This is a genomic window from Mesorhizobium sp. P2_E9 (assembly GCF_056403815.1).
In genome coordinates, this window is sequence record NZ_JBFUET010000003.1 from 377,252 (window position 1) to 402,873 (window position 25,622).

Below are 25,622 nucleotides of genomic sequence, written 5' to 3' on the forward strand. Positions count from 1 at the left end.
TTTCATAACGTTGCGTTTCCGCATGTAACATCAACGGGATGCGTTGCTGCCGGCGTGCTGGCGCATTAACAACGAAAGCTGGAAACGAAAATGCCGGAGACTACAGCCATGGCCGCGAAATGGGATTTCTGGATCGATCGCGGCGGCACCTTCACCGATGTCATCGGCCGTGACCCGCAAGGGGAATTGCATCCGCGCAAGCTGCTTTCGGAGAATCCCGAAGCCTATGCCGATGCCGCCATTCAAGGCATCCGCGACCTGCTCGATCTTGAACCGGGCGCCGCGATCCCGTCCGGCCTGATCGGCGACATCAAGATGGGCACCACGGTCGCCACCAACGCGCTTCTTGAGCGCAAGGGCGACCGCGTGCTCCTGCTCATCACCAAGGGGTTTCGCGATGCGCTCAGGATCGCCTACCAGGCGCGGCCCGACATTTTCGCCAAGGAGATCATCCTTCCCGAGCAGCTCTATGAGCGCGTCATCGAAATCGACGAGCGCGTGCTCGCGGACGGCCGCGTCGAACGGCTGCTCGACATCGCAGCTTGCCGGCCGGCGATCGAGCAGGCGAAAGCCGACGGCATCGATGCCGTGGCAATCGTCTTCATGCACGCCTGGAAATACCCCGATCACGAGAAGGCGGTGGCCAAGGTCTGCCGCAAGCTTGGTTTCGCCCAAGTCTCGGTCAGCCATGAGGTCTCGCCGCTGATCAAGCTGGTCGGCCGCGGCGACACCACCGTGGTCGACGCCTATCTCTCGCCCATCCTGTCGCGCTATGTGCAAAGGGTTGGACAGGAGCTCGGCGTCCTCTCCCCCCTCGAGGGGGAGATGGCCGCGAAGCGGCCAGAGGGGGTCCTCTCAGAAAGCACCGCTAAAACGCCGAGCCCGGTCGTTCCGACCCCACCCGGCGGCTTTGCCGCCACCCTCCCCTCGAGGGGGAGGGAAACCCCTCGCCTCATGTTCATGATGTCCTCCGGCGGCCTCACCGCCGCCGACATGTTCCAGGGCAAGGACGCGCTGTTGTCGGGACCGGCCGGTGGTGTCGTCGGCATGGTCGAGACGGCGAAGCTCGCCGGCTTCGAAAAAGTCATCGGCTTCGACATGGGCGGCACCTCCACCGACGTCGCCCACTATGATGGCGAGTATGAGCGCGCCTTCGACACCGAAGTCGCCGGCGTGCGCGTGCGCGCGCCGATGATGCGCATCCACACCGTCGCCGCCGGCGGCGGTTCGGTCCTGCATTACGAGGCCGGCCGTTTTCGCGCCGGACCGGACTCCGCGGGCGCCAATCCCGGCCCCGCCGCCTACCGGCGCGGCGGGCCGCTGGCCGTCACCGACGCCAACGTCATGCTCGGCAAGCTGCAGCCCGATTTCTTCCCGGCCATTTTTGGCCCCGGCCAGAACGAACCGCTCGATGTCGGCACCGTGCGCAAGAAATTCAGCGCGCTGGCCGCCGAAATCGGCGATGGCCGAACGCCGGAGGCCGTCGCCGAGGGCTTTGTCACCATCGCCGTCGAGAATATGGCCAACGCCATCAAGAAGATTTCCGTGCAGCGCGGTTATGACGTCACCGAATATCTGCTCAACTGCTTCGGCGGTGCCGGTGGCCAGCACGCCTGCCTTGTCGCCGACGCGCTTGGCATGGAGGCGGTGCTGATCCACCCGTTCTCCGGCCTGCTTTCAGCCTATGGCATCGGCCTCGCCTCGGTCTTTGCCTCACGCCAGCAGGCGCTGCTCAAGCCGCTTGCCGAAGAGTCGAGAACCGAGATCGGCAACCTCATCGCCATCTTGAGAAAGGCCGTCATCGCCGAGCTGGCGGCGCAAGGCATCGCCGAGGACGTGGTCGCCACCAAGCCGGTGCTGCACATTCGCTATGATGGCACCGACACGACGCTGCCGGTGAATTTCGAGAGCGACTCAATTTTCCAGGCGAAGCGCGATTTCGAAATCGCCCACAAGGCACAATTCGGCTTCGTCTATGACGACAAGCCGATGATTGTCGAGACGGTCGGCGTCGAGGGCAGCGAAATCGGCGAAAGCAGCGCCGAAGCCTATGCACCAGCCGGGCCTGCGAGGGTTGAAGCCGGCGCTTCCGGAACGCGGCGCATCTACACCGAAGGCCGGTCGCATGAAGCCGGCATCCATCGTCGCGAAAACCTGCGCCCATCCAATCTGGTCGCCGGCCCCGCCCTCATCATCGAGCCCAACCAGACCATTGTCGTCGAACCGGGCTGGCAGGCCGAAATCACCAATCTCAACCACGTCGTGATCCGCCGCACGGCACGGAAAGCGCGCGCTGCTGCCCTCGGCACATCAGCCGATCCGGTCATGCTGGAAGTCTTCAACAATCTATTCATGTCGATCGCCGAGCAGATGGGCGTGACGCTGCAGAACACCGCCTACTCCGTCAACATCAAGGAAAGGCTGGATTTTTCCTGTGCCGTCTTCGACCACACAGGCGCCCTGGTGGCCAACGCGCCGCACATGCCGGTGCATCTGGGCTCCATGGACCGCTCGGTCGAAACCATCATCCGGCTGAACTCCGGCGACATCCAACCCGGCGACGTCTTTGCCTTGAACGCTCCCTATAATGGCGGCACGCATCTGCCTGATATCACCGTGGTGACGCCCGTCTTTTCCCTCCCCCTCGAGGGGAGGGTGGCCGCGCAGCGGCCGGGTGGGGTCCTCTCAGAAGGCACCGCAAGAGCGCCGAGCCCGGTCGATCCGACCCCCTCCGGCGGCTTCGCCGCCACCTCCCCCTCGAGGGGGGAGGAAATTCTCTTCTACGTTGCCTCGCGCGGCCACCACGCCGACATCGGCGGCACCGCCCCTGGCTCGATGACGCCGCTCGCCACGACGGTCGACGAGGAAGGCGTGCTGTTCGACAATTTCCGCATCGTCGACCGCGGTAAATTCCGCGAAAAAGAGCTGCATACGCTGCTGACCGACCACCGCTATCCGGCCCGCAACCCGCATCAGAACATCGCCGACCTCAAGGCGCAGATCGCCGCCAACGAAAAGGGCGTCGCCGAACTGCGCAAGATGGTCGCGCATTTCGGCCTCGATGTCGTCGAGGCCTATATGGGCCATGTCCAGGACAACGCCGCCGAAAGCGTGCGCCGCGTGCTTGAGCGGCTGCCGGACACATCGGCCTATGAATATCCCACCGACACCGGCCAGGTGATCAAGGTGAAGATCACGGTCGACCGGCAAAAGCGCGAGGCGACGGTCGACTTCACCGGCACGTCGCCTGTCATGAAGAACAATTTCAATGCGCCGGAGCCGGTGGCGCGCGCGGCGGTCCTCTATGCCTTCCGCGTCATGGTCGAGGACATGATCCCGATGAATGCCGGATGCCTGCGACCGATCAACATCATCATTCCCGATGGCTGCATGCTGAAGCCCGCCTACCCTGCCGCCGTCGTTGCCGGCAATGTGGAGACCTCGCAGCATGTCACCAATGCGCTGTTCGGCGCCATGGGCGCCATGGCCAATGCGCAGGGCACGATGAACAATTTGACCTTCGGCAACAAGCAGTACCAGTATTACGAAACCATCTGTTCCGGCTCGCCGGCTGGCCAGATGAACTCCGGCCGCGGCTTTGCCGGCACCTCGGGCGTGCACACCCATATGACCAATTCGCGCCTCACCGATCCGGAAGTACTGGAACTGCGGTTTCCCGTGGTGCTGGAGGATTTCCATATCCGCGAGGGATCCGGCGGCAAGGGCAAATGGAGCGCCGGCGACGGCACCAAACGCACCATCCGCTTCCTCGAAAAGATGGAATGCGCCATCCTATCCTCACACCGCAACCGCCCGCCGCAGGGGCTGGACGGTGGCGGCGACGGCGAGGTCGGCTCGACCAAAATCCGCCGCAAGGACGGCTCGATCGACGTGCTGAAGGCCTGCGACCAGACCGTGCTCGACGCCGGCGATGCCGTCATCCTGACGACACCGACGCCGGGCGGGTTTGGCAAGCTGTAAAGAACACGTCAACAGGCTGTCACCGGCCTGTCATGACCCTGCGCTACCCGCTTGCGACAAAGCAAATGGGGAATCACTTTGTCATGACGGACGTCTCCGCAGATCTGGTTTTTCGCCGCGGCAAGGAAGTCGGAAAAGCGGTCTACCAGAACCGCGCGCTTTCGAAAGCCGGCATTTCCGAGCGGCTGTTCGCCTTCCTGTTTTCCGGCCTCGTCTATCCGCAGATCTGGGAAGACCCCGATGTCGACATGGAGGCGATGCAGCTTGGCCAAGGCCACCGCGTCGTCACCATCGCCTCGGGCGGCTGCAACATCCTGGCCTACCTCACCCGCTCGCCGGCAAGGGTCGACGCCGTAGACCTCAATGCCGCGCACATCGCGCTGAACCGCATGAAGCTGGAAGCGGTGCGCCGCCTGCCCTCGCAGGGCGACCTGTTCCGCTTCTTCGGCGCCGCCGACACCAGCCACAATTCGCAAGCCTACGACCGCTTTATCGCGCCGCACCTCGATCCGGTCAGCCGCCATTATTGGGAGCACCGCAACTGGCGCGGCCGCCGGCGCATCGGTGTCTTCGACCGCAATTTCTACCAGACCGGCCTGCTCGGTCTGTTCATCGCCATGGGCCACCGCACGGCGAAGTTCTTCGGCGTCAATCCGGCCCGCATGATGGAAGCCAGGAACATCGGCGAACAACGCCGCTTCTTCAACGAGGAACTGGCGCCGGTCTTCGACAAACCGCTGCTGAAATGGGCGACGTCGCGTAAGGCCTCGTTGTTCGGCCTCGGCATTCCGCCGGCGCAGTACGATTCGCTGATCACCTCCGGCGACGGCACCATGGCGAGCGTGCTGAAGGCCCGGCTGGAAAAGCTCGCCTGCGATTTTCCCCTGGAAAACAACTACTTCGCCTGGCAGGCCTTTGCCCGCCGCTATCCCGAACCCGGCGAAGCCGCCCTGCCCGCCTATCTGGAAAAGCAGAACTACGACACCATCCGCGGCAATATCGACCGCGTCGCCATCCACCATGCCAATCTGATCGAGTTCCTGGCCGCCAAGGATGCCGGCACTGTCGACCGCTTCATCCTGCTCGACGCGCAGGACTGGATGACCGATGACCAGCTCAATGCGCTGTGGTCGGAAATCAGCCGCACCGCCTCGGCCGGCGCCCGCGTCATCTTCCGCACCGCCGCCGAGCCGAGCCTGTTGCCGGGCCGTGTCTCGACCTCGCTGCTCGACCAGTGGGACTATCAGGACGAGGCGTCGCGCGAATTCTCGGCCCGCGACCGCTCCGCCATCTATGGTGGCTTCCACCTCTATGTGAAGCGCGCGGCATGAGCGCGACGGAGCTGCAGGCCAGCCATGCCGAGCTGATGGACGGTGTCTACCGCTGGCAGCGCCACATCTACGACCTGACCCGTAAATACTACCTGCTCGGCCGCGACCGGCTGATCGCGGGGCTGGAGGTGCCGGCCGGCGGCACCGTTCTGGAACTCGGCTGCGGCACCGGCCGCAACATTATTCTGGCCGCCCGTCGCTATCCCGATGCCCGCTTCTTTGGCCTCGATATCTCGGCCGAAATGCTGGAGACGGCCGGCAAGGCGATCGACCGCGAAGGCTTGTCCAGCCGCGTCATGCTGGCAGGAGGCGATGCCACCGATTTCGACGCAGGCGCGCTTTACGGCATCGCGCGCTTCGATCGCATCTTTGTGTCCTATTCGCTGTCGATGATCCCCGACTGGGAGAAGACGGTGTCGGCGGCACTTGGCGCTCTCGCTCCGACCGGTTCGCTGCACATCGTCGATTTCGGCCAGCAGGAAGGTCTGCCGGGCTGGTTCCGCACCCTGCTGCGCGGCTGGCTCAGAAAATTCCACGTCTCGCCGCGTGAATCGCTACGCGAAGTCCTGGAATCGGAATCGCGGCGAACCGGCGCAACCTTCCGTTTCCGCACGCTTTATCGCGGCTATGCCTGGCTGGCGGTAATCGCGCAGCCCATCAATGCGTCGTGAGTTGTGCCAACCGTGCATCGACGAGGCCTAGAAGCTCCTGCATCAGCTCTTCGCAGTCTTTAAGTCCTTCGCGCTTCCAGTGAATGTTTCGCGCATAGCTTGCTGCAGCGTCCCGAAATTCGCTTAACTCATCTCGGGTCAATATGGCCAAATCAGCGTGATTGTATCCGCGGTCGAAGCTCTCCTTGAGTGTGGCCAGGTAAGGCTTTTCACCGATCGTGCCGATCGCGTACTCGATGATCGAATAGATTATTCGTCTGCCGCCTCCCAATACTGGCAGCTCACCGCCGACACTTAGAACGCCCAACCCTGGCCTCCCCTCGCTAATGCAGCGCCTTCACCAGCGCGCCCACCATCGTCTGTGGCCGGTAGCCGAGCTTGGCCGGCGTCAGCCCGAGCCGCACCACCACCAATTGCTCCGAGGGGATGATGGTGACCGTCTGCCCGTCATGCCCTTCCATCCAGTAAGTGTCCTTGGGCAGGCCAGCGGCAACGCCGGCGCCCGGTTTTTCCTCATCGCCCGGCGCTTCGATCCACAACTGGCCCTTGCCGTAGACTTTCGAGGCCGGCGCTGGCTCGCGCATCCAGTCGACGAAGCCGGCCGGCAGGATCTGGTTGCCGTTCCACACCCCGCCCTGCAGCAGGAACTGGCCGAAGCGGGCCCAATCATGCGCCGTGGCGTAGAGATAGGACGAGCCGACGAACGTGCCCTGTTCGTCGGTTTCGAGCACCGCGCTGTGCATGCCGAGCGGCTCGAACAGCGCGCTGCGCGGCCATGTCAGCGCCTTGGCCTTGTCGCCGATCGCGTCCTGCCAGAGCCGCGACAGCATCACCGCCGTGCCGCTCGAATAGGAAAACACCTTGCCGACTTCGCCGGTCAGCGGCTTTGATTCGGCAAAACCCGCCATGTCTGGCTCGAGATAGAGCATGCGCGTGACATCGGCGACGTCGCCATAATCCTCGTTGAACTCCAGCCCGCTCGACATCGCCATCATGTCGGCAAGGCTGATCGCGGCGCGGCCATCGGCCTTCCACGGCGCGAACAGGCCCTTGTTGTCGACGGCCATCTTGCCGTCCTTGACCAGCGTGCCGATGATCGCGGCATTGACCGTCTTGGTCATCGACCAGCCGAGCAGCGGCGTCTTGGCCGAAAAGCCGTCCCCATAACGTTCGGCAACGACGCGGCCGTTCTTGACCACCACCACGGCACGCATGCCGGAGCCGGTCAGCGCCGCGTCGTCGAGCAGTTTGGCAAGCACCGGATCCTGTGACGCATCGACCCGCTCGCCTTCGGGCCACAGCGTATCCTGGCTGGTCGCCGACGGCTCGGCATGGACCGCCGTGCGTCGCGCCTTGCCGACATCGCCGTCGGGAACCGAGGCGCAGCCCAGCCCGTCGCGGGAAACCGCCTCGCTCTTGCCAAGGAAGCCAAGCAGGCCGGCGGAGACGGTGCCCCTGTTCTTGTCGACCGAGACCCGCATCAGCCGCAGCAGCGGATGTCCGGGCGCCTGCACGTCGACTGCAAGCACCTCGTTAGCATCGCGCCCCGTGATGAAGACGTTCGAGCAGACGATCTTGGCCGAATAGCCGGAACCGACGCGGATCAGTTCCGGCGGCGCGATATAGAGCCACGCAAACAGCGCGGCGACCGCCAGCACGATCAGGCCAAGCAGCCATTTGACGATCTTGACCACGATCCGCATCCGTTGCCTCCAGGCTCTCGCCCGAACCTTATGTCATCGATTTGCCGCCATTGCTTCCGCAAATCAGGGCTCCTGTCGAGCGCCATCAACGGATTATCAACCATGATCGGCCATCACAGGATATGCTGGACGATGCGTGGGGCGATCGTTCGGAGGGGCCAGACCGGCCATCAGTTCACAGACCCATCAGCGACCGGCTGATTCCGGCTTGGAAGTTGTGATGCGCCGTCTTGCGGCCCTTTTCATGCTGACGCTGCTTGGCGCCTGCTCGACCGTGGACGATCTCTCGCTGTCGCCATCCGCCTCCAGCAGTCCGACGGTGGCGGTGCGCGCGCCGCGCTTCGCCGATTCCAAGCCACATGAATGGGACAGCGGCGCGCCGTGGAACTATGCCGTTCACGGCACCGACGTCTCCAAATACCAGACCTCGGTCGACTGGCCGGCGGCCAAGGCGAGCGGCATTTCCTTCGCCTTCATCAAGGCCACCGAAGGCGGCGACCGCTTCGACGAGTATTTTAGCGAGCACTGGGCGCGCACGAAAGCCGCCGGCGTTCCGCGCGCGGCCTATCATTTCTTCTATTTCTGCACGCCGGCCGCCCAGCAGGCGCGCTGGTTCATCCAGAATGTTCCCGTCGAGCGCTCCGCCATGCCGCCGGTCCTCGACATGGAATGGAACCCGAAATCGCCGACCTGCAGGCTGCGCCCCGACCCTGCCACGGTGCGCGCGGAGATGACCACCTTCCTCGAGATCGTCGAGCGGCATTACGGCAAGAAGCCGATCATCTACACCTCGGTCGACTTCTTCGACGACAATGAGCTGTCGAGTTTCCGCGGCTATCCCTACTGGCTGCGTTCCGTCGCCGGCCACCCGCGCGAGAAGTATGGCAGCCACCCCTTCACCTTCTGGCAGTACACCGGGACCGGCATCGTTCCCGGCATGACGGGCAAGTCTGACATCAACGTCTTCAACGGCTCGGAAGCCGCATGGAATAAGTGGCTGCGGCAGAACACCCGTTGACGTCATGTTCAACGGCAGCGAATCCTTGGACCAAGTTGTTCCAGCAGAGCTTCCGTTGAACCGGTTCAACGGCAGCGAATCCTTGGACCAAGTTGTTCCAGCAGAGCTTCCGTTGAACCGGGTTCAACGGCAGCGAACCACCTTCAACAAGGGGTTGCGGCAGAAGAACCGTTGACACCGGGCCTGCCGCCTGCTTTTCGACACAGCCAGCGGTGAAAAGTGCAACCGCCGGTAATTCAGGGCGTTGGGTTTCCAGCCAAGCACGACAATGCCCTCTTCGTTTCGAAAGGAAGCTGATGCGACTGCGTTCCCAAGCCCTCGCGGCGCTATTCCTGTGCGCCACGGCCTTGCCGGCGATGGCGCAGCAATGCGGCGGCGATTTCGAAATCTGGAAACAGGGTGTGGCGGCGGAAGCCAAGGCGGCCGGCGTCGGCGCCGTCGGTCTCGACGCGCTGGAAGATGCCAATTTTGACGAGAGAGCGCTGGCGCGCGACCGCGCTCAGGGCGTCTTCACCCAGACCTTTGTCGAATTTTCCAACCGCATGATCTCGGCCTACCGGCTGAAGCAAGGTGCGGCGAACATGAAGAAATACGCCGATATCTTCGCCCGCGCCGACCAGCAGTTCGGCGTCCAGGCGCCGGTCATCACCGCTTTCTGGGCGCTGGAGACCGATTTCGGCGCCGTGCAGGGCGATTTCCACACGCTGAGCGCGCTGGTGACGCTTTCGCATGATTGCCGGCGTCCCCAGCTGTTCCGCCAGCAGCTGGTGCCACTACTGGAACTGATCGATCGCGGCGTGCTGCCGGCCGATGTCACTGGCGCCTGGGCTGGCGAGATCGGCCAGACGCAGATCCTGCCTTCCGATTATCTGACACACGGCGTCGACGGCGACGGCGACGGCAAGATCGACCTGCGCAAAAGCGTGCCGGACGTGATCATGACCACGGCCAACAAGGTGCTGTCGCGCGGCTGGAAGCGCGACGAGCCCTGGATCCAGGAAGTGCGTGTGCCCGACGAGATGCCCTGGGACCAGACCGGGCGCACCAACAAATTGCCGCTGACGCAGTGGGCGCAGTGGGGTGTCACCAATCCCGACGGCTCGCCGCTGGTCGACAAGGGCCTGAAGGCCGGCCTGGCGCTACCCATGGGCCGCAAGGGCCCGGCCTTCCTCACCTACGACAATTTCGACGTCTACCTCGAATGGAACCAGTCCTTCACCTACGCGCTGACCGCGGCCAACCTCGCCGCACGGCTCGCCGGCGCGCCGCCGCTTGATCCGCGCGGCCCCGAGCCGGGCCTCAACAACGAGCAGATGAAGGCGCTGCAGACCAAGCTCGAAGCCCGGGGCTACGATGTCGGCACGGTGGACGGCATTCTGGGCACCAACACCCGCGAAGCCATCCGCAAGGAGCAGATGCGGCTGGGGCTGCCTGTGGATGGCTGGCCGACGCCCGAGCTTTTGGCCAAACTGTAATGAGAGTGGCGATCAGTAACTGGCCATTCTTGAGGCTCTGACTACCGACTACTGCCTACTCTCCTCCCCCGCACAAAATCGATGAACGCCCGCAGGGCTGGCGGCACATGCCGCGAACTTGGGTGGTATAGATAAAAGCCGGGAAAGCCGGGCGACCAGGTCTCCAGAAAACGGACCAGCCTGCCTTGCTCGATCCAGGGCCGGACCTGGTATTCAAACATGTAGGCAATGCCCACGCCATCCAGCACGGCATTGAGCATCAGTTCGGTATCGTTGACGGTCAGGCTGCCCTCAATAGCGATTTCCAGAGCCCGTTTGCCGCGCGCAAACTCCCATCGATAGAGGTTACCGCCGCCCGGCCACTGGAATTTGATGCATTGGTGCTGGTGCAACTCCTGCGGATGACGAGGTATGGCACGGTTTTCAAGGTAAGCGGGAGCGGCGACTGCGGCCATCTGCAAATCCTCGCTCAGTTTCACCGCCACCATGTCCTTCTCCAGCCGCTCGCCGAGCCGGATTCCTGCATCGAACCGGCCTCCGACAATGTCGGCCAGCGTGTCGTCGACGATGATGGTCAGCGCGATATCGGGATAGGTGCGCTGAAAGTCCCCGAGGATCGGCGCGATGAACCGCATCGCGGCGACACGCGGCACATTGATGCGTAGCGAACCCGCTGGCCGATCACGCGCTGCATGAACATCGGTAATGGCGCTTTCCAGTTCACCAAACGCAACAGCGAGGCGCGAAAAAAGCGCGTCGCCAGCCGCGGTCGGAGAGACACTACGCGTCGTGCGGTTGAGGAGCCTGACGCCGATACGCGTCTCCAATTGCCTGATAGACTGGCTGAGCGCTGGCGGCGACACACGCAGTCTTGCGGCGGCACGGACGAAACTGCCCTCCTCGACGATTGCGGAAAATGCCTTGAGTTCGGTGAATTCGGTTCCGCGCATTGTGTATCCATGGATTAACAACCTAATCAGATAATAGGCTATTATCTGATCAATTGCATGCCGCTATCTCTCAACCATCGGCCACATCGCATACGAAACTGCGGGCCGGAATGGTGAAGGAAATTGATCATGTCTCAGCCTCTGCACGGCAAAACCGCAATCGTCACCGGCAGTTCGCGCGGCATCGGCCGGGCCATCGCCGAAGGCCTCGCGGCCACGGGCGCTGCTGTCGTTGTCAACTATGTCGGCAACCAGAAAGCCGCTGATGAGGTTGTGGCCGCCATCGTCGGCAAAGGCGGCAAAGCGATTGCCATTCAGGCCGACATTTCCACTCCCGCCGATGTCCGCCGCCTGTTTAACGAGACTGAGAGTGAGCTCGGCGCAATCGACATAGTCGTCGCCAATGTCGGCGTCGCCGTCATCAAACCGCTGATCGAGGCAACCGAAGCCGATTTCGACTTTGTCTTCGGCACCAATGCCAAGGGCACCTTCCTCACGCTTCAGGAAGCAGCGCGCCGTGTGCGGGATGGCGGCCGCATCATCGCCGTCTCCACCGGCGGCACGAAGATGTTCTTCACGCAGACAGCGCTTTACCTCGGCAGCAAGGGCGCGGTCGAACAGTTCATCCGCGTGCTCTCGCGTGAACTCGGGACGCGCGGCATTACCGTGAATGCGCTGTCGCCGGGCTTCACCGACACCGACCTGCTTCCCGAACGAGATCGCGCCGTGGCTGCCGGTATGTCGCCGTTCGGCAGGATCGGCGCGCCGCGCGACGTTGCCGATGTCGCGGTCTTCCTGGCCAGCGACGAGGCCCGCTGGCTGACCGGCGAGAACATCCAGGCCGGCGGTGGCGTCGCCTAATCGGCCATCGTCTCCAAGCTGGCAAACCCCTGCGGCGCGTCGCCCTCGTCGAAGGGCGTCGTCACCTCGACGAATGTGTCGGGGTAAAAGCCGTTGAAGCGGGTCCTGAGCGACAGCGAATAGGCGCCGATATGGCCGATCTCGATCCAGTCGCCGGTGTCGACGGTTTCCGGCAGCCAGAATGGCCTGGACAGGATGTCGACGGAATCGCAGGTCGCGCCACAGACCTTGAACGGCACGATGTTCTTCTCGTCCCCATTGCGGGTCCGGATCGCCGGGTCGGGAGTGAAGCGGGCCGGCAGCGTGATCTTGCCGGTCCATGAATCCGACAATGACGCCCAGATGCCGTCATTGATGTAGAGCCGCTTGCCCTTGCGCAGCAGCACGCGCACGATCAGCGACAGGCAACGCGCCACGATCACCCTGCCCGGCTCGGCCACCAAGGGTACCTGGTCGAACTGGTATTCCTTCAGGTCGCCGGACAGCCGCGACATGATCTGGCCGAGCGACGGCATCTCGATCTGCTTGCGATTAGGATCGTGCCCGTATTCGGCCGGGAAGCCTCCGCCGACATCGAGCCCGGCAATGTCGAAGGTCAGCCGGTTGCGCACCCAGTCGGCCGACGCCAGCGCCCGCTCATAGGTGTCGGGGTCCTCGATCTGGCTGCCGACATGGAAGCAAAGCCCGACCTTGTAGCCGGTGCGGTTCAGCCGCTCGGCGAGTTCGACGGCATAGGCCGGCCCGGCGCCGAATTTCTTCGACAGCTCGTAGGCGGCGTGGCCCTTGGTCTGCACCCGCACGAACACGCTGATCGTGCCTGGATCGATGTCGAGCGCCCGCACCACCCGGGTCACCTTGGTGATCTCATCCTCATGGTCGAGCGAGATGACGCGGATGCCGTATTTCTCCAGCGCCAGCTTGATATCGGACTGCGCCTTGACCGGATGCATGTAGAGCATCTCGGCATCGGGCGAGACGGCCCGCACGGCGGCGAACTCGCCGGGCGAAGCGACGTCGAAGGCAGTGACGCCGGCCTGGACCAGCGCCTTCAGCACGATCGGCTCGCCATTGGTCTTGACCGCATAGGCGGTCTTGCCGGGGAACATGCCCATGAACTGCCGGGCGTCGGCCATCAGCACCTGCGGGCGGAAGCAATAGACCGGATCGTCCGGGCGAAGCGCCAGGGCCGCCTCGCGGGCATTTTCGAATCGCTGCATGGACGAATCCTTGACCTGAGCTGCGCACAATTAATCCAAGCTAGCGGCTAATGAAAACAATTCTGTGTCTCGTGTACCTGACGCAACGGCGCTAGCTCTGTGGCAGCAGTGTTTGCCAGCGATCAGGTTTCGGGTGGCCCTTGCTGGCAAACCCGATATGCCCTTCACCCGACTGGCCGGCATTCAGGCCGTCTGGGAGGGCGATCAACATGGCAATAGCCGAGACATCTGCGCCACGCGGGCCGATGGTGCTCAAGGACTGGGGACAGCTCCTGCTGCTCGGCGCGATCTGGGGCGGCTCGTTCTTCTTCGCCCGCATTGCGGTGGCCGACCTTCACCCGCTGGTGCTGGTGCTGTTTCGCGTCGCCATCGCCGCAATCGCGCTGCAGCTCTATCTGGCCATTCGCGGCCCATCCTTCCGCCTCGCCTTTCCGCACGCCGGACTGTTCTTCCTGCTGGCCTTCACCAACAATGTCGTGCCCTTCTCGCTGATCTTCGCCGGCCAGACCGAGCTTGGCGCCGGTGTCGCCTCGGTGCTCAACGCGACGACGCCGTTCTGGACGCTGATCCTCGCCAACGCTCTGACATCGGATGAGAAGCTGTCCTGGAACAAGCTCGCCGGCATAGCGCTCGGCGTCGCCGGCACAGCTGTCATGATCGGTCCCGGCCTGCTCGCCGGCCTAGGCGGCCCGGCCTGGGCGAAATTCGCACTGATCGGCGCGTCCTTGTCTTATGGCATCGCGCTGATGGTCGCCCGCCGCTTCAAGGGCGTGCCCTCGCCGGTCATCGCCACCGGGCAGTTGACCGCTTCAACCATCATCATGATTCCGGTCGTGCTGCTGGCGCACGGACCCGCCGGCCTGTTCTCGGCCTCGCCGCCGGTCTGGGCCGCGGTGCTGGCACTGGCGCTTTTGTCCACCGCCTTCGCCTACATCCTCTATTTCAACCTCGTCGCCTCGGCCGGCGCCACCAACGCCTCGCTGGTCACGCTGATCGTGCCGGCCAGCGCCATGCTGCTCGGTTTCCTGTTTCTTGGCGAGCGGCTGGAACTGTTCGAGATCGGCGGCGTGGTGCTGATCGGCCTTGGTCTTCTCACAATCGACGGACGTGTCCTTGGAAGACGGTAGAGAGCCGCGCGTCCAATTGGACGCGCTCCAACCACTTTGATTGGATCCTCCGATTGACGCCAAACTCGAAGTCGACTTTCGTGGTGGTAGCGCTGCCATGACACAGGATCGACACGCGGTCGCCACAATTTATTCACAGGCCTGAAGCGGGTTTTTGCCGAGAAGTTTCAACGGCTAACGGCAAAAGCGAGGTCGCAAATCTAGCATTTACGTCGCAATGCAGCACATTTTCCGCTTGCCTGTGGCACAAATGGACCTAGACTCTAGGCATAGCTCTTTAAGAGGAGGCTATGTCATGGGACTTACGAGGCCAATCAACGCATTGATGATTTGTGCTGCGTTTGCTTTCATCGGCGCCCTCATTATGGGCGTCCTTCCCTGAACCCGCCAAGACGGGGAAGACCAGCACCAAATAGTCCAACCAATTCGAAGGGCCGGGTTTTTACCCGGCCTTTTGCTTGTCTGGCAGAACCTTAGGCCGCAGCCGATCCGGCCACCTCCGCCTCGTGCGAACGGATGCCGATCATGTGGCAGATGGCAAAGACGAGATCGGCGCGGTTCATCGTGTAGAAGTGGAAATCGCCCACCCCGCGCTCGACCAGATCGAGCACCTGTTCGGCGGCCACGGCCGATGCCACCAGCGCATGCGTCTGCGGGTCGTTCTGCAAGCCGTCGAAGCGCTCGGCCAGCCATGCCGGCACCAGCGCGCCGCAGCGCGCCGAGAAGTTGGCGACCTGGGTGAAATTGTGCACCGGCAAGATGCCGGGCACGATCGGGATGTAAATGCCAGCGCGGCGCGCGCGCTCGACATAGCGCTCGTAGAGATCATTGTCGAAGAAGAACTGGGTGATCGCCCGCGTCGCGCCATTGTCGACCTTGCGCTTCAGCATATCGATATCGGTGGCGAAGTCCGGGCTTTCGGGATGCTTCTCCGGATAGGCCGAAACCGAAATGTCGAAATCGCCGGCGTCTTTCAGCGCGCCGACCAGCTCGGCGCCATTGGCGTAGCCGTCCGGATGCGGCCGATAGGCCGTGCCGACGCCCGCGGCCGGATCGCCGCGCAGGGCGACGAACCGCTTCACGCCCATACCGACGAATTCCTGGATCACCGCATCGACCTGATGGCGGGCAGCGTCGACGCAGGTCATGTGCGCGGCCGGCGTCAGGCTGGTCTCCTTCAGGATGCGGCTGATGGTACGCGCCGTGCGCTCACGCGTCGAACCGCCGGCGCCATAGGTCACCGAGACGAATTTCGGCTTCAGCGGCTCCAGCCGGGTGACCGTGTCCCACAGCCGCGCCTCCATCTCGTCGTTCTTGGGCGGGAAGAATTCGAAGGAAACCTTGACCTTGTCGCCAATGTCGGGGCGGCGGGAAAAGCGGAACTGGTTCATCAGGCGATTTCCCCTATCGAGTTCACTTTGGTCTGCTCATTGGCGGGATCGGCGATCAGCAGGCGCCGGTCGCGGCCAAGCCAGAGTTTTACGGTAAGCCTGGCCTCGTTGCCGCCGCGCGGCTCGAACTCCTGGGCATCCTCGAGATCGAGGCCGGCCTCGGCAAACCATTCGCCGATCTGCCGGTCGGAAAAGCCGAGCCTGACATGCGCATGCTCATCGCGCAGGAATTCCAGCGTGTGCGGTGCGAAATCGACGATGACCAGCCGGCCCGACGGGCGCAAAAGCCGCGCCGCCTCGTGGATGGCGCGGGCCGGATCATCGAGATAGTGCAGCACCTGATGGATGGTGACGAGATCGAAGGCATCGCGCTCGACCGGCGGCGAGAAGATGTCGCCCTGCCGCACCTGCGCATTGGAAACGCCGGCCTTGTCGAGATTGGCGCGCGCCACGGTCAGCATCTCACGCGACATGTCGATGCCGACGCCGCGCCGGTAGAGCGGCGAGAAGATTTCGAGCAGCCGTCCGGTGCCAGTGCCGAGATCCAGCATCGACTGGAACGGCCGCTTGCCGACCAGCTTCAGCATCGCGGCCTCGACGGCACGGTCCGGCACGTGCAGCGAGCGGATATGGTCCCAACTCGCCGCATTCACGGAAAAGTACTCCGTCGCCCGGTCCTGCCGCTTGCGCTTGACCGAGGCCAGGCGCTCAAGATCACGCTGGACCTGCGGATCGGCGCCGCGAATGCTGGAAACCAGCCCCATGACGAAGTCACGCGCGGAATCGGTATCCGAGAGGCGGAAGAAGGCCCATGACCCTTCCTGGTAGCGGCCGATCAGCCCGGCTTCGAGCAGCAGCTTCAGGTGGCGCGAGACCCGCGGCTGGGACTGGCCGAGAATTTCGGTAAGATCGGAAACGGTGAGGTCGCCACGCGACAACAATGCCAATATGCGCAAGCGGCTGGATTCGGCCGCCGCCTTCAGCGTATCCACCATGGTGTCGAGCGAGACATGCATCAGCGTATTCTCTTTTCAGCGCATTCACTTTGAAAAAGATATAAACATATGTTTATGTCGATTTTCAAAACCTTGCAAGCGCTATGTCGCTTCCGGACCAGAAAATGCCGCATGCGTGATTTTCCGGTGTGTGCCGCGCAAAAATGTGGTGCAGTTCCGGGGCAATGACAGGCGCCAACACAGAGACAGGCAGAATGACCGGGCCGCGTGAAATGTTCGAGGCACGCGAAGGCGAGCAGAGGCTGGAACAGGATCCAGCAACGATGCCGGCGGATGCTGGCGTCGTCTTCATCGGCCGCATCGCCTCGCCTTGGGTGACGCGGGAGAGCTGCCCGAAAAACATGCGCACGGCCCGCGAGACCGGGCAGCCGGCGGTGCTGACCATCGACGCGCCCTACCGGGATGGCTTGCGCGGACTGGAGCGCGCCAGCCATGTCATCGTCCTGTCCTGGCTGCATCACGCGCCGCGGAATCTGATTGTGCAGAAACCCCGCCATGCGGCTGAAGCAAAAGGCGTATTCGGCCTGCGCTCCCCTGCCCGGCCGAACCCGGTCGGCCTGCATGTCGCCAGGCTCGTCGGGCTGGACATCGGCACCGGACGTATCGATCTCGACGCCATCGACGTGCTCGACGGCACGCCGGTCATCGACATCAAGCCTTATTTCGCCTCGACCGATGCCATTGCCGAGTCGACCATTGAGGGGCGCGAGGAACGATGACAGCGCCGACCGGCCGCCGCCGCGCCATCGCCAAGGCGCTGACAGCACTTCTGCCGCTGGCGCCCTACGCCGACATGGAAAAGATCCGCACTGACGCCGGCTCGGTGCATATGAAGACCTTGCCGCCGACGATCGCGGTGTGGCTGGCGACGATCGCCCATATACGCCACATGCACACCGACTACGAAAAGCTGCTGGCCGAGGGCTATGACCGCGACTCCGCCCGCTTCTTCGTCATCGAGCAGACCAACATCGTGCTCACCCGCTGGCGCGCGACACGCTTGCTCGACGCCGACGATGAGGAGGAGTGAGGCGCTATTGCCGGGTCAGCACGGCGATCGCATTGTAGGGCTGACCGTCGGCCTGGCCGACCCAGGTCCAGGACAGGTTTCCCTTGAAAAACCGGACGGTGATGTCGCCGCCATCGATGCACTTGTCCTGGCCGTAGGTGATGCTCTCATGGAATTCCGCCGACGTCTCGTCCCTCGACGTCTGCGACAGCGACCCGCCGCAGCCGAGGGACGGATAGTCGATCGACGCGCCGTCATCCCTGATCGTCATGGCGATCGCCCAGTCGGCGCCGGCGTCGCCTGCCGGGCTCTGGTGGCCGCTGCCGACCCAGGTGCCGGTAAATGTCTGCGCCGGCACGTTCACCGCGCAAGGCACGTTCTGGAAGATCGGCGTCAATTCGCTGCCGGTCTTCTCGCAGCGATAGGTCTGACCGCCCTGGCAGAGTTCGTCACCGTCTTTCGTACATTGCGCGCTGGCTTCGCCCGCGGCGGCAACAATCATCATGGCCGCCATGACGGCCCAAAACCTGCCCATATCCCCCTCCCATTCTGCCCCATCGGATTATAAGGCAACTCCAATCCAATGTATCGGCTAGACCGTCCTGGAGGACGAACATCGCCTGATGGCTGGCTCTATGCCTTCTGTCCGGCGCCGATAGGCTGATGACCCGCCCTGCGCGCGAGGAGGCCCCGATGGATCAGACGACGGCAACACAGGCTTCGAAGCCGCTGCCAGCGGTGAGCGATCGCCATATCGACCCACATTCCTATCCCGACGGCATCGCCTTCCTCGACGGCCAGTACCTGCCGATGTCGCAAGCCAAGATCTCGCTGCTGGATTGGGGATTACTGCATTCCGACGCCACCTACGACACGGTGCATGTCTGGAACGGCCGCTTCTTCCGCCTCGACCTGCATCTCGACCGCTTCTTCGGCGGGCTGGAAAAGCTGCGCATGACCATCCCTTTCGACAGGGATGGCGTGACTGAGATCCTGCACAATTGCGCAGCACTGTCGGGCCATCGCGCCGCCTATGTCGAGATGCTGTGCACGCGCGGCGCCTCGCCGACCTTCAGCCGCGATCCGCGCCAGGCGATCAACCGCTTCATGGCATTCGCCGTGCCGTTCGGCTCGGTCGCCAATGCAGAGCAGTTGCAGCGCGGCCTGCGTGTCGCCATCAGCGACAAGGTGCGCATTCCGCCGGCTTCGATCGATCCGGCGATCAAGAACTACCACTGGCTCGATCTGGTGCGCGGCCTCTACGATGCCTATGACCGCGGCGCCGAGACCGCGCTCATCCTCGACTTCAACGGCAACGTCGCCGAAGGCCCGGGCTTCAACGTCTTCTGCGTCAAGGACGGCAGACTGTCGACGCCGGCCATCGGCGTGCTGCCCGGCATCACAAGGCGCACCGTCTTCGAACTCTGCGACGAGGAAGGTCTTGTCGCCAATGCGGCCGATGTCAGCGTGGCCGCGCTCAAGGCGGCCGACGAGGTCTTCATCACCTCGACCGCCGGTGGCATCATGCCGGTGACGCAGATCGATGGCGCGGCGATCGCGGACGGCAAGGTCGGGCCGATCACCAGCCGGCTGACGGCGCTCTACTGGCAAAAGCACGACGACCCGGCGTGGTCGTCTCAGGTGAATTACCCCTGATCAGAGGACGTCTTGTTCAAAAAGATTTCCCCTCGCCTCTGGAAAATCAGAGGATAGACCGTATATGCGCGAAAGCGGAGAAGCCTCCGCTTTCATCCAAAAATTGCGCCCGCAGGGGCAAGGATTCCACATCATGACATCAAAGGTTTGGTTCATCACCGGATCGTCGAAGGGTTTTGGCCGCGTCTGGGCCGAAGCCGCATTGGCGCGTGGCGACCGCGTTGCCGCGACCGCCCGTGACGCCGGCACGCTCGCCGATCTGGTCGAGAAGTATGGCGACAACATCGCCGCGATAAAGCTCGACGTCACCGACAAGAAAGCCGTCGATGCCGCCATTGCCGAGGCGCACAAGCGCTTTGGCCGGCTCGACGTCGTCATCAACAATGCCGGCTACGGCCATTTCGGCGCCATTGAGGAAGTCAGCGAACAGGAAGCCCGCGACCAGATCGAGACCAATGTCTTCGGCGCGCTCTGGGTCACGCAGGCCGTACTGCCGATCATGCGGGCGCAGCGGTCCGGCCACATCATCCAGATCTCGTCGATCGGCGGCGTCAATGCCTTTGCCTCGCTCGGCCTCTACCATGCCTCGAAATGGGCGCTGGAAGCTTTCAGCCAGTCGCTCAACATCGAGGTCGCGGAATTCGGCATCCATGTCACGCTGGTCGAGCCGGGCGGCTTCTCCACCGACTGGTCCGGCGCCTCCGCCAAGGTCTCCAAGCCGATAGAGGCCTATGCGCCTGCCCGCGCCAAGATGGCCGAGCGCCGCGCCAACTCGGTCGCCGGCGATCCCGAGGCCACCGGTCCGGCGATGCTGGCCATCGTCGACGCCGCCGAGCCGCCGCTGCGCGTGTTCTTCGGCGATGGCGGCCTGCCGATGATCCGCCAGGAATACGCCAACCGCCTCGCCACCTGGGACAAGTGGGACCACGTTTCGGTCATGGCGCAAGGTGCCAAGAAGAACCGCAAGGACTGACGATTTGCAGCGTCCGCTACGCCGCTCAATGGGCGGCGTAGCCCCTGCCCTCAGGCTCGCGGCTACGCCTGATAAATCCACTGCTCCGGCACCCGCGCCGAAATCTCTTCGCCGGCCCTGATCGTTCCCGGCTTCTCGACCCAGGCAACGAGACCACGCAGCCGCTTGGCCACTTTGGGGAAGAGCAGTGCGCCGGCCTCCACATCAGCCATTCCGGCATGTTCAGCAATCGATCGCCCGGCGATGCGGCATGGCCCGTTCTGGGCGTCGACCTTGAGGGTCACGCCGCCCTTGAAGAACAGCAGCGTGCCGGCCGGCAGCATCGACAGATGCGGCACGCCTTCGATCACCAGATTGGCGCCGATCCATTCCGGCTTGATCTCGGCCAGCCTCATCCGCTCAGCGACGATGGCCAGTTCATCCATCGCCACGATCGACAGCTGCCGCTCGTTGCGCATTTCGGTGCCGCGCGGATACCAGGGTTCGCGCCCGCCCGAGCGTCGCGTCGGTCCGGCATGAAAATCGCCCGATATGCCGTCGAAGCCGAGCCGCAATTCCTCCACTGGACGCGTCTGGAAATGATCCGCCGGCGCGACATAGAGCGCTGCCGCGCGGGCGGAAAGCTTCTTCGCCGGGATGATTTCGGCCGGCTTGTCGGCCTCGGGGAAGAGATCCAGCATGGCGTTCTGTCCTTGAATCATGCTTCCCGTTTTTGCCCTTCGGCCGGCAAGGCCGCAAGAGCGGTTTGGGCCAAAATGCGCAACTCTTCGACCGATGCGCCGTCGCGCGCCTGGATCGACATGCCGTTCATGACGCCGGCCAGGTATTTGGCGAAGCCTTCGGCGGAGATGCCTTCCGGCAGATCGCCCGCCGCCCTCCCCTTGGCCAGCCGCTCGGCAATTGCCGCTTCACTTGCCTTGCGATAGGCCTTGAGTTCATCGGCAATGGCTTGCGCCTGCGGCGAGGCTGCCAGCGCACCGCTGACGAACAGGCAGCCACCCGGCTTGCCGGGCCTGGAATAGGCCTCCGCCGCCCCCAGCAGCAACCGCCGGATCGCCTCCCGCGTCGACACCTGTGCGCTCATCGCATCCAGCGCAAAGCCGATCTCCGTTTCGTGGTAGCGTGTCAGCGCCTTGCGAAACAAAGTCTCCTTGTCGGTGAAGGCGTTGTAGATCTGCGGTGGCGTCAGCCCCATCGCCTCGCGCAGCATTGCCAGCGACGTCGCCTCATAGCCATGCTCCCAGAACAGATGCATCGCCGCATCCAGTGCCCGGTCGGGGTCGAACGCGCGGGGACGACCACCCCTGGCCTTTTCCAAATCCTTGGCCTTTTCCAAATTATCCATAGTGATCGCTACGAAACCTGTTGACTTGCTCGTTTGACATAACGTAACAATTGATACGAAACATGGCAAGCCGGAAGCTACCGACAAGGCCGTGCAACCCGAGGACAAGGAGACCCTAAATGCCAATCACCGTGACCGCACCGGAAGGCGTACTGACAGAGGCCGGCGAGCGCGAAATCCTGCCGCGCCTCAGTGCCGCCCTCATCGAAGCCTCCGGCGCCACCGGCAATTCTTTCTTCACCGCGATCGTCGGCGGCACCGTCCACATCCTGCCGTCGCGCCATATCTATGCCGGCGGCGGCAATCGGCCCGTCGTCATGGTCGAGTTGAAATTGCCCAATGTCGGCCTTGCCTCGGTCGAGGCCCGCAAGGCCTTCATCCACGCCGCTTCCGGGATAGTCGCCGAACGCTGCGTGCCCGGGCACAGGCCAGAAAACACCTGGATCAACATCGTCAACGCGCCCGACGGCGGCTGGGGCATCGGTGACAGGCAATATACCGGAGACGCGCTCGTCGCAGCCGCCACCGCCGCCGCGCACTGACCAGATAGGGAAAGACAGGATGCGCCTCTCCCCTTCGCTGTTCTTCACCACCAATTGCGAGCCGGCACTGGCCTTTTACGAACAGTGCGGCCTTGGCCTGAAAACAATCCTGCTGCGCTGGGGCGACAACGACATGCCGGTGCGAACCGAAGCCATGCGCGGAAAGATCCTGCATGCGCGGTTTGAAGGTCCAGGCGTTCTGTTCCATGCCTCCGACAATGACGATGCGGAGCCGATGAAAGGCTCCGCCATGATGCTGGAGTTCGACGATCTGGCCGCCATGCGCGAGCTTTTCTCCCGCATGGCCGCAGGCGGGCGGATCACCGTGCCCCTGGCGCGGCAATATTGGGGAACCAGCTTCGGCATGCTGGTCGATGCGTTCGGCGTGCAGTGGATGTTCAACTGCTCGAGCGAATGAGATCACGATCTTCTTACCGGAACAGCAGCCGGTTCCGGATACCGCCGCATTGCTGCCGAGCTGCACCGGCTTCATGGTGATATCAGGACAGTCGGCGGAGGTTCTCATGCGACCGGTGACGGCAATCACCCTGCTTTGGTTGATCTGGGCGGTGACCTGGGCCGCCGCCGCTTTGTGGACCGACCCTGCCCAGAAGCGCGCCGGTTTCAAAGCGGAGGCCCGCTACAGGGTTCTTTGGCTGGTGGGTGCGATCCTGTTGTTCATTCCTGCGCACGGCTATGAGGGCCGGCTCAGGCTGTGGATGCCTGATCTGGCCGAAGCCTGGATCTGCGTCGCCCTGATTGCCGTCGGCATCGGCTTCGCTTGGTGGGCGCGCCTGCATCTCGGCAGGCTCTGGTCGGGCACGGTCACCGCCAAGGCCGACCACCATGTCGTCGACACCGGCCCTTACGGCCTCGTCCGCCACCCGATCTACACCGGACTGCTGCTCGCCATCCTCGCCACCATGGCGGCCAAGGGCACCGTATGGGGCATTGCGGGCACCGTGCTGCTCATCATCGGCATCGTCGTCAAGGCAAGGCTCGAGGAAAGCTTCCTGCGTGGCGAACTCGGCAGCGCCTATGACGATTATGCCGGGCGAGTGCCGATGCTGGTCCCCTTCACACCAGCCTGACAGGCAAGATGCGGCGAACGCCAGCTCAGCTCGATTTCCCTGTTGCGCTGCTTTGCCAAAAATGGTCGGCAGCACCGTCGATCTGAACCCAATCATGTTTCGACTGCTCGAAAATCGACCTGACGGGAGGCGGGTATGTCGGGTCGGCCAGCGCACCCACGGCAACGCCGATCATCGACGGCAACCGGTCGGCTCTCCAATAGACCGTCGAGCCGCAGTTGGGACAAAAGTAGCTGTGCACCTTGCCGCCACTGACCGCATCGCGGGTGAACTCTTTCGAGGTTCCAGAGATGGCCACCGCGTCGACCGGATAAAAGGCGCCGACGCCGAATGGCGCGCCGGTTCGGCGCTGGCAATCGAGACAGTGGCAGGCGACAACCAGTCTTGATGGTCCTGGAAGCGTCAGCGTGAGAGCGCCGCAACTGCATCGGGCATCAACCATTGGAAACTCTCCTTTCTGAAACGAGATCGCATTGGTTCAAGCCCCCAACACAGGCTGTGTTGAGGTCTGTTCAGGCTGAACGGGAGTGGAAGACGGGCACGAAACGGCCGGACTGGGTGGATTTCGAAAGTCCGAATAGCCCTGTCAGGCCAGCATCTCGATACCGAGATGCCTAGAGCATTCTGATAAGCGCGCCGCCTATCGAATACCCCGCGCCAAAAGCGCAGATCAAGCCGAAATCGCCGGGCTTCATGTCGGCATGGTTCTCCGACAGCGCGACGATGGCGCCGGCGCCCGCCGTGTTGCCCAGCCGCTCCAGCACCATCGGCGCGCGATCGTGATCGACATCATGGCCGAAGGACAGTTTCAGGATCATCGCATTCATGCGCGCATTGGCCTGATGCAGCCAGAAGCGCCGGACGGCCTGCGGGGTCAGCCCGTGCTCGGCCAGGAACTCGACGATGAATTTTTGGCCGGCAACGGTGACTTCCTTGAACACCTTGTTGCCGACCTGTTTGATGAGGTTGCCTTCCAGGTTGATCATGTAGGGATCATCCTGGGCGGTGCGGGTGTGGTAGCCGAGATTGGTGCGGATGTTGTTCGACATCTGCGTCCACAGGCGCGTGTCGAGCACCTCGAAACGCCCTGGCCGTTTGTCACCCTGGGCAAGCCCCTCCACCACCAGCGACACCGAGGCATCGCCAAAGATGAAATGCGTCTGCCGGTCGCGGAAATTGAGGTGCCCGGTGATGATTTCCGGCGTAGTCACCAGAATGCGCTTGTGCGCGCCCGAGCGCACCAGATTGACCGCCAGATGCAGCGCTGCCGCCGCGGAAGAACAGCCAAGCCCCATGTCGAAGCCGGCTCCGGTGGTGCCCAACGCCTCCTGCATTTCGATGGCGATCGCCGGATAGGGCCGCTGGTGGTGCGAGGCCGAGCAGATGACCAGGTCGATCTGGGACGGTTCAAGTCCGGCATGGTCGAGCGCCTTCCTGGCCGAAGCGATGCCGAACTCCGCTTCCAGCGACACCGCATCGTCGGGTCGCGCCGGAATGCGCGGCGTCATGCGGGTCGGATCGAGAATGCCTTCGCGCTCGATCACATGGCGGGATTTCACACCCGAAGCATGGACGATGAAGTCGCTGTCGGACTTCTGCAGCAGCGCCTCGTCGGTGCCCTGCCGGCGCGCGTTCTCCGTGTCGACCCAGCTGTTGAAGCTCTCGACCAGCTCTTCGTTCGTGATGACAGCTTCAGGAATTTCAGCGCCGATGCCGCTGATGATGACGCGATGCATGTTTCAGTCTGTCCCATCCGCGGGCGTTGCGGCTTCATGTGGGCGCCGAAACGCTTCGGCGCAACACTTTTCTCATCAGGCCGTTTACGCCGGCTTAAACCAAAGCTTAGGTCGGCTTGAATCCCATCTTACCAGGCACACAGTTTGGTGTTGGTCTGCGGGTTGTTCCAGCAGGCGCCGTCGTCGCGGCTGCGCACGAACTGTCCCGGCAACGGCACATTGCGGCGGCCGAGATTGACATAGCCATAGGCAAAGCCCGGCCCGTCGATCTCCAGCACATAGGTCGGATAGCCCGGCGCCGAGATGCGGAAACTGCCGGCATCGTCGATCGCGCGGTAGCTGCACGCGAAATAGCCATCATCCGTGGTGAAGCAACGCGCCCGCTTGGCCTCCGCCGAAACCGAGAATGCCAGAAGCGCCGCCGCGCACAAGCCGCCACCATAAAGCAATCTTTTCAAAGTCATCATCCACCCCCCTGCCATTCGGCCATCATGGCCCCACGCGATGAGTTGGCCATGGCGGCGAAACC

Annotated in this window: 26 protein-coding genes; 14 read left to right on the plus strand and 12 right to left on the minus strand. The window is 63.3% G+C overall.

Features of this window, described 5'->3' with window-relative positions:
• Window positions 1–108 precede the first annotated feature (108 nt).
• From AC1D05_RS07850 to AC1D05_RS07860, 3 genes are read left to right on the plus strand one after another with little or no spacing between them, the layout of a single operon-like run.
• Window positions 109–3,981, plus strand: coding sequence for a hydantoinase B/oxoprolinase family protein (locus tag AC1D05_RS07850; RefSeq protein WP_477439955.1), 3,873 nt, complete (start codon window positions 109–111; stop codon window positions 3,979–3,981).
• A 32-nt stretch (window positions 3,982–4,013) separates the two neighbouring features.
• Window positions 4,014–5,312 (plus strand): BtaA family protein, encoded by a 1,299-nt coding sequence (locus AC1D05_RS07855; protein WP_477439739.1) that lies wholly within the window; start codon window positions 4,014–4,016, stop codon window positions 5,310–5,312.
• Window positions 5,309–5,983: a class I SAM-dependent methyltransferase gene (locus tag AC1D05_RS07860; RefSeq protein ID WP_477439741.1), complete on the plus strand. Its 675-nt coding sequence runs from the start codon at window positions 5,309–5,311 to the stop codon at window positions 5,981–5,983. Before AC1D05_RS07855 ends, AC1D05_RS07860 begins: the two co-directional genes overlap by 4 nt.
• Here the strand turns inward: AC1D05_RS07860 and AC1D05_RS07865 are convergent.
• Both AC1D05_RS07865 and AC1D05_RS07870 read right to left on the minus strand, forming a co-directional pair.
• Window positions 5,970–6,290: a hypothetical protein gene (locus AC1D05_RS07865; protein WP_477439743.1), complete on the minus strand. Its 321-nt coding sequence runs from the start codon at window positions 6,288–6,290 to the stop codon at window positions 5,970–5,972. The two genes, AC1D05_RS07860 and AC1D05_RS07865, sit on opposite strands and share 14 nt — an antisense overlap.
• A gap of 16 nt (window positions 6,291–6,306) precedes the next feature.
• Window positions 6,307–7,686, minus strand: a complete 1,380-nt coding sequence (locus AC1D05_RS07870; RefSeq protein ID WP_477439745.1) for a serine hydrolase domain-containing protein — start codon at window positions 7,684–7,686, stop codon at window positions 6,307–6,309.
• 220 nt (window positions 7,687–7,906) lie between these two features.
• Here AC1D05_RS07870 and AC1D05_RS07875 point away from each other — a divergent pair, with 220 nt between their 5' ends.
• Together AC1D05_RS07875 and AC1D05_RS07880 are read left to right on the plus strand one after the other, a co-directional pair.
• Complete coding sequence (locus tag AC1D05_RS07875; protein WP_477439747.1) at window positions 7,907–8,704, plus strand: glycoside hydrolase family 25 protein; 798 nt, start codon at window positions 7,907–7,909, stop codon at window positions 8,702–8,704.
• A 296-nt stretch (window positions 8,705–9,000) separates the two neighbouring features.
• The gene (locus AC1D05_RS07880) at window positions 9,001–10,179 is read left to right on the plus strand and encodes a lytic murein transglycosylase (protein ID WP_477439749.1); all 1,179 of its coding nucleotides are present in this window, start codon (window positions 9,001–9,003) and stop codon (window positions 10,177–10,179) included.
• Window positions 10,180–10,220: 41 nt separating this feature from the next.
• On the opposite strand, the gene AC1D05_RS07885 is transcribed toward AC1D05_RS07880, so the two are convergent.
• Window positions 10,221–11,129: a LysR family transcriptional regulator gene (locus tag AC1D05_RS07885; RefSeq protein WP_477439751.1), complete on the minus strand. Its 909-nt coding sequence runs from the start codon at window positions 11,127–11,129 to the stop codon at window positions 10,221–10,223.
• A gap of 129 nt (window positions 11,130–11,258) precedes the next feature.
• Here AC1D05_RS07885 and AC1D05_RS07890 point away from each other — a divergent pair, with 129 nt between their 5' ends.
• Window positions 11,259–11,990: an SDR family oxidoreductase gene (locus AC1D05_RS07890; protein ID WP_477439753.1), complete on the plus strand. Its 732-nt coding sequence runs from the start codon at window positions 11,259–11,261 to the stop codon at window positions 11,988–11,990.
• Here AC1D05_RS07890 and AC1D05_RS07895 read toward each other — a convergent pair.
• A complete protein-coding gene (locus AC1D05_RS07895) occupies window positions 11,987–13,207 on the minus strand; it encodes an alanine racemase (RefSeq protein WP_477439755.1) in 1,221 nt (406 codons plus the stop codon). The two genes, AC1D05_RS07890 and AC1D05_RS07895, sit on opposite strands and share 4 nt — an antisense overlap.
• A gap of 209 nt (window positions 13,208–13,416) precedes the next feature.
• Here AC1D05_RS07895 and AC1D05_RS07900 point away from each other — a divergent pair, with 209 nt between their 5' ends.
• On the plus strand, window positions 13,417–14,334 hold the full coding sequence (locus tag AC1D05_RS07900) for a DMT family transporter (RefSeq protein ID WP_477439757.1): 918 nt from the start codon (window positions 13,417–13,419) through the stop codon (window positions 14,332–14,334).
• A gap of 473 nt (window positions 14,335–14,807) precedes the next feature.
• Here the strand turns inward: AC1D05_RS07900 and metF are convergent, their stop codons facing one another.
• On the minus strand, window positions 14,808–15,725 hold the full coding sequence (gene metF, locus AC1D05_RS07905; RefSeq protein WP_477439759.1) for a methylenetetrahydrofolate reductase [NAD(P)H]: 918 nt from the start codon (window positions 15,723–15,725) through the stop codon (window positions 14,808–14,810).
• The gene (locus AC1D05_RS07910) at window positions 15,725–16,741 is read right to left on the minus strand and encodes an ArsR/SmtB family transcription factor (RefSeq protein ID WP_477439761.1); all 1,017 of its coding nucleotides are present in this window, start codon (window positions 16,739–16,741) and stop codon (window positions 15,725–15,727) included. Before AC1D05_RS07910 ends, metF begins: the two co-directional genes overlap by 1 nt.
• A gap of 194 nt (window positions 16,742–16,935) precedes the next feature.
• Between AC1D05_RS07910 and tsaA the strand changes: the two genes are divergently transcribed.
• Together tsaA and AC1D05_RS07920 are read left to right on the plus strand one after the other, a co-directional pair.
• Window positions 16,936–17,460 carry a tRNA (N6-threonylcarbamoyladenosine(37)-N6)-methyltransferase TrmO gene (tsaA, locus tag AC1D05_RS07915; RefSeq protein ID WP_477439763.1) on the plus strand — a complete coding sequence of 175 codons (525 nt, stop codon included), beginning with the start codon at window positions 16,936–16,938 and terminating at the stop codon, window positions 17,458–17,460.
• The gene (locus tag AC1D05_RS07920) at window positions 17,457–17,771 is read left to right on the plus strand and encodes a DUF2293 domain-containing protein (protein WP_135881930.1); all 315 of its coding nucleotides are present in this window, start codon (window positions 17,457–17,459) and stop codon (window positions 17,769–17,771) included. Before tsaA ends, AC1D05_RS07920 begins: the two co-directional genes overlap by 4 nt.
• A 4-nt stretch (window positions 17,772–17,775) precedes the next feature.
• Here the strand turns inward: AC1D05_RS07920 and AC1D05_RS07925 are convergent, their stop codons facing one another.
• Window positions 17,776–18,285, minus strand: coding sequence for a hypothetical protein (locus AC1D05_RS07925; RefSeq protein WP_477439765.1), 510 nt, complete (start codon window positions 18,283–18,285; stop codon window positions 17,776–17,778).
• A 158-nt stretch (window positions 18,286–18,443) separates the two neighbouring features.
• Between AC1D05_RS07925 and AC1D05_RS07930 the strand changes: the two genes are divergently transcribed.
• Together AC1D05_RS07930 and AC1D05_RS07935 are read left to right on the plus strand one after the other, a co-directional pair.
• Window positions 18,444–19,406 carry a D-amino acid aminotransferase gene (locus AC1D05_RS07930; RefSeq protein ID WP_477439767.1) on the plus strand — a complete coding sequence of 321 codons (963 nt, stop codon included), beginning with the start codon at window positions 18,444–18,446 and terminating at the stop codon, window positions 19,404–19,406.
• A 133-nt stretch (window positions 19,407–19,539) separates the two neighbouring features.
• Entirely contained in the window at window positions 19,540–20,379 is an 840-nt protein-coding gene (locus tag AC1D05_RS07935; RefSeq protein ID WP_477439769.1) for an SDR family oxidoreductase, read from the plus strand.
• 62 nt (window positions 20,380–20,441) lie between these two features.
• Here the strand turns inward: AC1D05_RS07935 and AC1D05_RS07940 are convergent, their stop codons facing one another.
• Together AC1D05_RS07940 and AC1D05_RS07945 are read right to left on the minus strand one after the other, a co-directional pair.
• A complete protein-coding gene (locus AC1D05_RS07940) occupies window positions 20,442–21,059 on the minus strand; it encodes an MOSC domain-containing protein (RefSeq protein ID WP_477439771.1) in 618 nt (205 codons plus the stop codon).
• A gap of 17 nt (window positions 21,060–21,076) precedes the next feature.
• Window positions 21,077–21,724 (minus strand): TetR/AcrR family transcriptional regulator, encoded by a 648-nt coding sequence (locus AC1D05_RS07945; RefSeq protein WP_477439773.1) that lies wholly within the window; start codon window positions 21,722–21,724, stop codon window positions 21,077–21,079.
• A gap of 119 nt (window positions 21,725–21,843) precedes the next feature.
• Between AC1D05_RS07945 and AC1D05_RS07950 the strand changes: the two genes are divergently transcribed.
• The 3 genes from AC1D05_RS07950 (at window position 21,844) to AC1D05_RS07960 (ending at window position 23,357) form a co-directional block, all read left to right on the plus strand.
• A complete protein-coding gene (locus tag AC1D05_RS07950) occupies window positions 21,844–22,266 on the plus strand; it encodes a tautomerase family protein (protein ID WP_477439775.1) in 423 nt (140 codons plus the stop codon).
• A gap of 19 nt (window positions 22,267–22,285) precedes the next feature.
• Window positions 22,286–22,684 carry a VOC family protein gene (locus tag AC1D05_RS07955; protein WP_477439777.1) on the plus strand — a complete coding sequence of 133 codons (399 nt, stop codon included), beginning with the start codon at window positions 22,286–22,288 and terminating at the stop codon, window positions 22,682–22,684.
• 106 nt (window positions 22,685–22,790) lie between these two features.
• On the plus strand, window positions 22,791–23,357 hold the full coding sequence (locus AC1D05_RS07960) for a methyltransferase family protein (protein ID WP_477439779.1): 567 nt from the start codon (window positions 22,791–22,793) through the stop codon (window positions 23,355–23,357).
• A gap of 25 nt (window positions 23,358–23,382) precedes the next feature.
• Here the strand turns inward: AC1D05_RS07960 and AC1D05_RS07965 are convergent, their stop codons facing one another.
• The 3 genes from AC1D05_RS07965 to AC1D05_RS07975 all read right to left on the minus strand — a co-directional run bounded on the left by AC1D05_RS07965 (window position 23,383) and on the right by AC1D05_RS07975 (window position 25,560).
• On the minus strand, window positions 23,383–23,799 hold the full coding sequence (locus tag AC1D05_RS07965) for a GFA family protein (protein ID WP_477439781.1): 417 nt from the start codon (window positions 23,797–23,799) through the stop codon (window positions 23,383–23,385).
• A 172-nt stretch (window positions 23,800–23,971) separates the two neighbouring features.
• Window positions 23,972–25,093: a beta-ketoacyl-ACP synthase III gene (locus AC1D05_RS07970; RefSeq protein WP_477439783.1), complete on the minus strand. Its 1,122-nt coding sequence runs from the start codon at window positions 25,091–25,093 to the stop codon at window positions 23,972–23,974.
• A 128-nt stretch (window positions 25,094–25,221) separates the two neighbouring features.
• Window positions 25,222–25,560 carry a hypothetical protein gene (locus AC1D05_RS07975; protein ID WP_477439785.1) on the minus strand — a complete coding sequence of 113 codons (339 nt, stop codon included), beginning with the start codon at window positions 25,558–25,560 and terminating at the stop codon, window positions 25,222–25,224.
• Window positions 25,561–25,622 lie beyond the last annotated feature (62 nt).

Excerpts from the sequence above, each read along its gene's own strand:
- AC1D05_RS07880 (WP_477439749.1), top strand. The coding sequence starts at position 9,001 with ATGCGACTGCGTTCCCAAGCCCTCGCGGCGCTATTCCTGTGCGCCACG.
- AC1D05_RS07975 (WP_477439785.1), bottom strand. The coding sequence starts at position 25,560 with ATGATGACTTTGAAAAGATTGCTTTATGGTGGCGGCTTGTGCGCGGCG.
- AC1D05_RS07900 (WP_477439757.1), top strand. The coding sequence starts at position 13,417 with ATGGCAATAGCCGAGACATCTGCGCCACGCGGGCCGATGGTGCTCAAG.
- metF (WP_477439759.1), bottom strand. The coding sequence starts at position 15,725 with ATGAACCAGTTCCGCTTTTCCCGCCGCCCCGACATTGGCGACAAGGTC.
- AC1D05_RS07850 (WP_477439955.1), top strand. The coding sequence starts at position 109 with ATGGCCGCGAAATGGGATTTCTGGATCGATCGCGGCGGCACCTTCACC.
- AC1D05_RS07950 (WP_477439775.1), top strand. The coding sequence starts at position 21,844 with ATGCCAATCACCGTGACCGCACCGGAAGGCGTACTGACAGAGGCCGGC.
- tsaA (WP_477439763.1), top strand. The coding sequence starts at position 16,936 with ATGACCGGGCCGCGTGAAATGTTCGAGGCACGCGAAGGCGAGCAGAGG.
- AC1D05_RS07930 (WP_477439767.1), top strand. The coding sequence starts at position 18,444 with ATGGATCAGACGACGGCAACACAGGCTTCGAAGCCGCTGCCAGCGGTG.
- AC1D05_RS07960 (WP_477439779.1), top strand. The coding sequence starts at position 22,791 with ATGCGACCGGTGACGGCAATCACCCTGCTTTGGTTGATCTGGGCGGTG.
- AC1D05_RS07970 (WP_477439783.1), bottom strand. The coding sequence starts at position 25,093 with ATGCATCGCGTCATCATCAGCGGCATCGGCGCTGAAATTCCTGAAGCT.
- AC1D05_RS07870 (WP_477439745.1), bottom strand. The coding sequence starts at position 7,686 with ATGCGGATCGTGGTCAAGATCGTCAAATGGCTGCTTGGCCTGATCGTG.
- AC1D05_RS07935 (WP_477439769.1), top strand. The coding sequence starts at position 19,540 with ATGACATCAAAGGTTTGGTTCATCACCGGATCGTCGAAGGGTTTTGGC.
- AC1D05_RS07940 (WP_477439771.1), bottom strand. The coding sequence starts at position 21,059 with ATGCTGGATCTCTTCCCCGAGGCCGACAAGCCGGCCGAAATCATCCCG.
- AC1D05_RS07965 (WP_477439781.1), bottom strand. The coding sequence starts at position 23,799 with ATGGTTGATGCCCGATGCAGTTGCGGCGCTCTCACGCTGACGCTTCCA.
- AC1D05_RS07910 (WP_477439761.1), bottom strand. The coding sequence starts at position 16,741 with ATGCATGTCTCGCTCGACACCATGGTGGATACGCTGAAGGCGGCGGCC.
- AC1D05_RS07855 (WP_477439739.1), top strand. The coding sequence starts at position 4,014 with ATGACCCTGCGCTACCCGCTTGCGACAAAGCAAATGGGGAATCACTTT.
- AC1D05_RS07875 (WP_477439747.1), top strand. The coding sequence starts at position 7,907 with ATGCGCCGTCTTGCGGCCCTTTTCATGCTGACGCTGCTTGGCGCCTGC.
- AC1D05_RS07925 (WP_477439765.1), bottom strand. The coding sequence starts at position 18,285 with ATGGGCAGGTTTTGGGCCGTCATGGCGGCCATGATGATTGTTGCCGCC.
- AC1D05_RS07945 (WP_477439773.1), bottom strand. The coding sequence starts at position 21,724 with ATGGATAATTTGGAAAAGGCCAAGGATTTGGAAAAGGCCAGGGGTGGT.
- AC1D05_RS07885 (WP_477439751.1), bottom strand. The coding sequence starts at position 11,129 with ATGCGCGGAACCGAATTCACCGAACTCAAGGCATTTTCCGCAATCGTC.
- AC1D05_RS07895 (WP_477439755.1), bottom strand. The coding sequence starts at position 13,207 with ATGCAGCGATTCGAAAATGCCCGCGAGGCGGCCCTGGCGCTTCGCCCG.
- AC1D05_RS07890 (WP_477439753.1), top strand. The coding sequence starts at position 11,259 with ATGTCTCAGCCTCTGCACGGCAAAACCGCAATCGTCACCGGCAGTTCG.
- AC1D05_RS07955 (WP_477439777.1), top strand. The coding sequence starts at position 22,286 with ATGCGCCTCTCCCCTTCGCTGTTCTTCACCACCAATTGCGAGCCGGCA.
- AC1D05_RS07920 (WP_135881930.1), top strand. The coding sequence starts at position 17,457 with ATGACAGCGCCGACCGGCCGCCGCCGCGCCATCGCCAAGGCGCTGACA.
- AC1D05_RS07860 (WP_477439741.1), top strand. The coding sequence starts at position 5,309 with ATGAGCGCGACGGAGCTGCAGGCCAGCCATGCCGAGCTGATGGACGGT.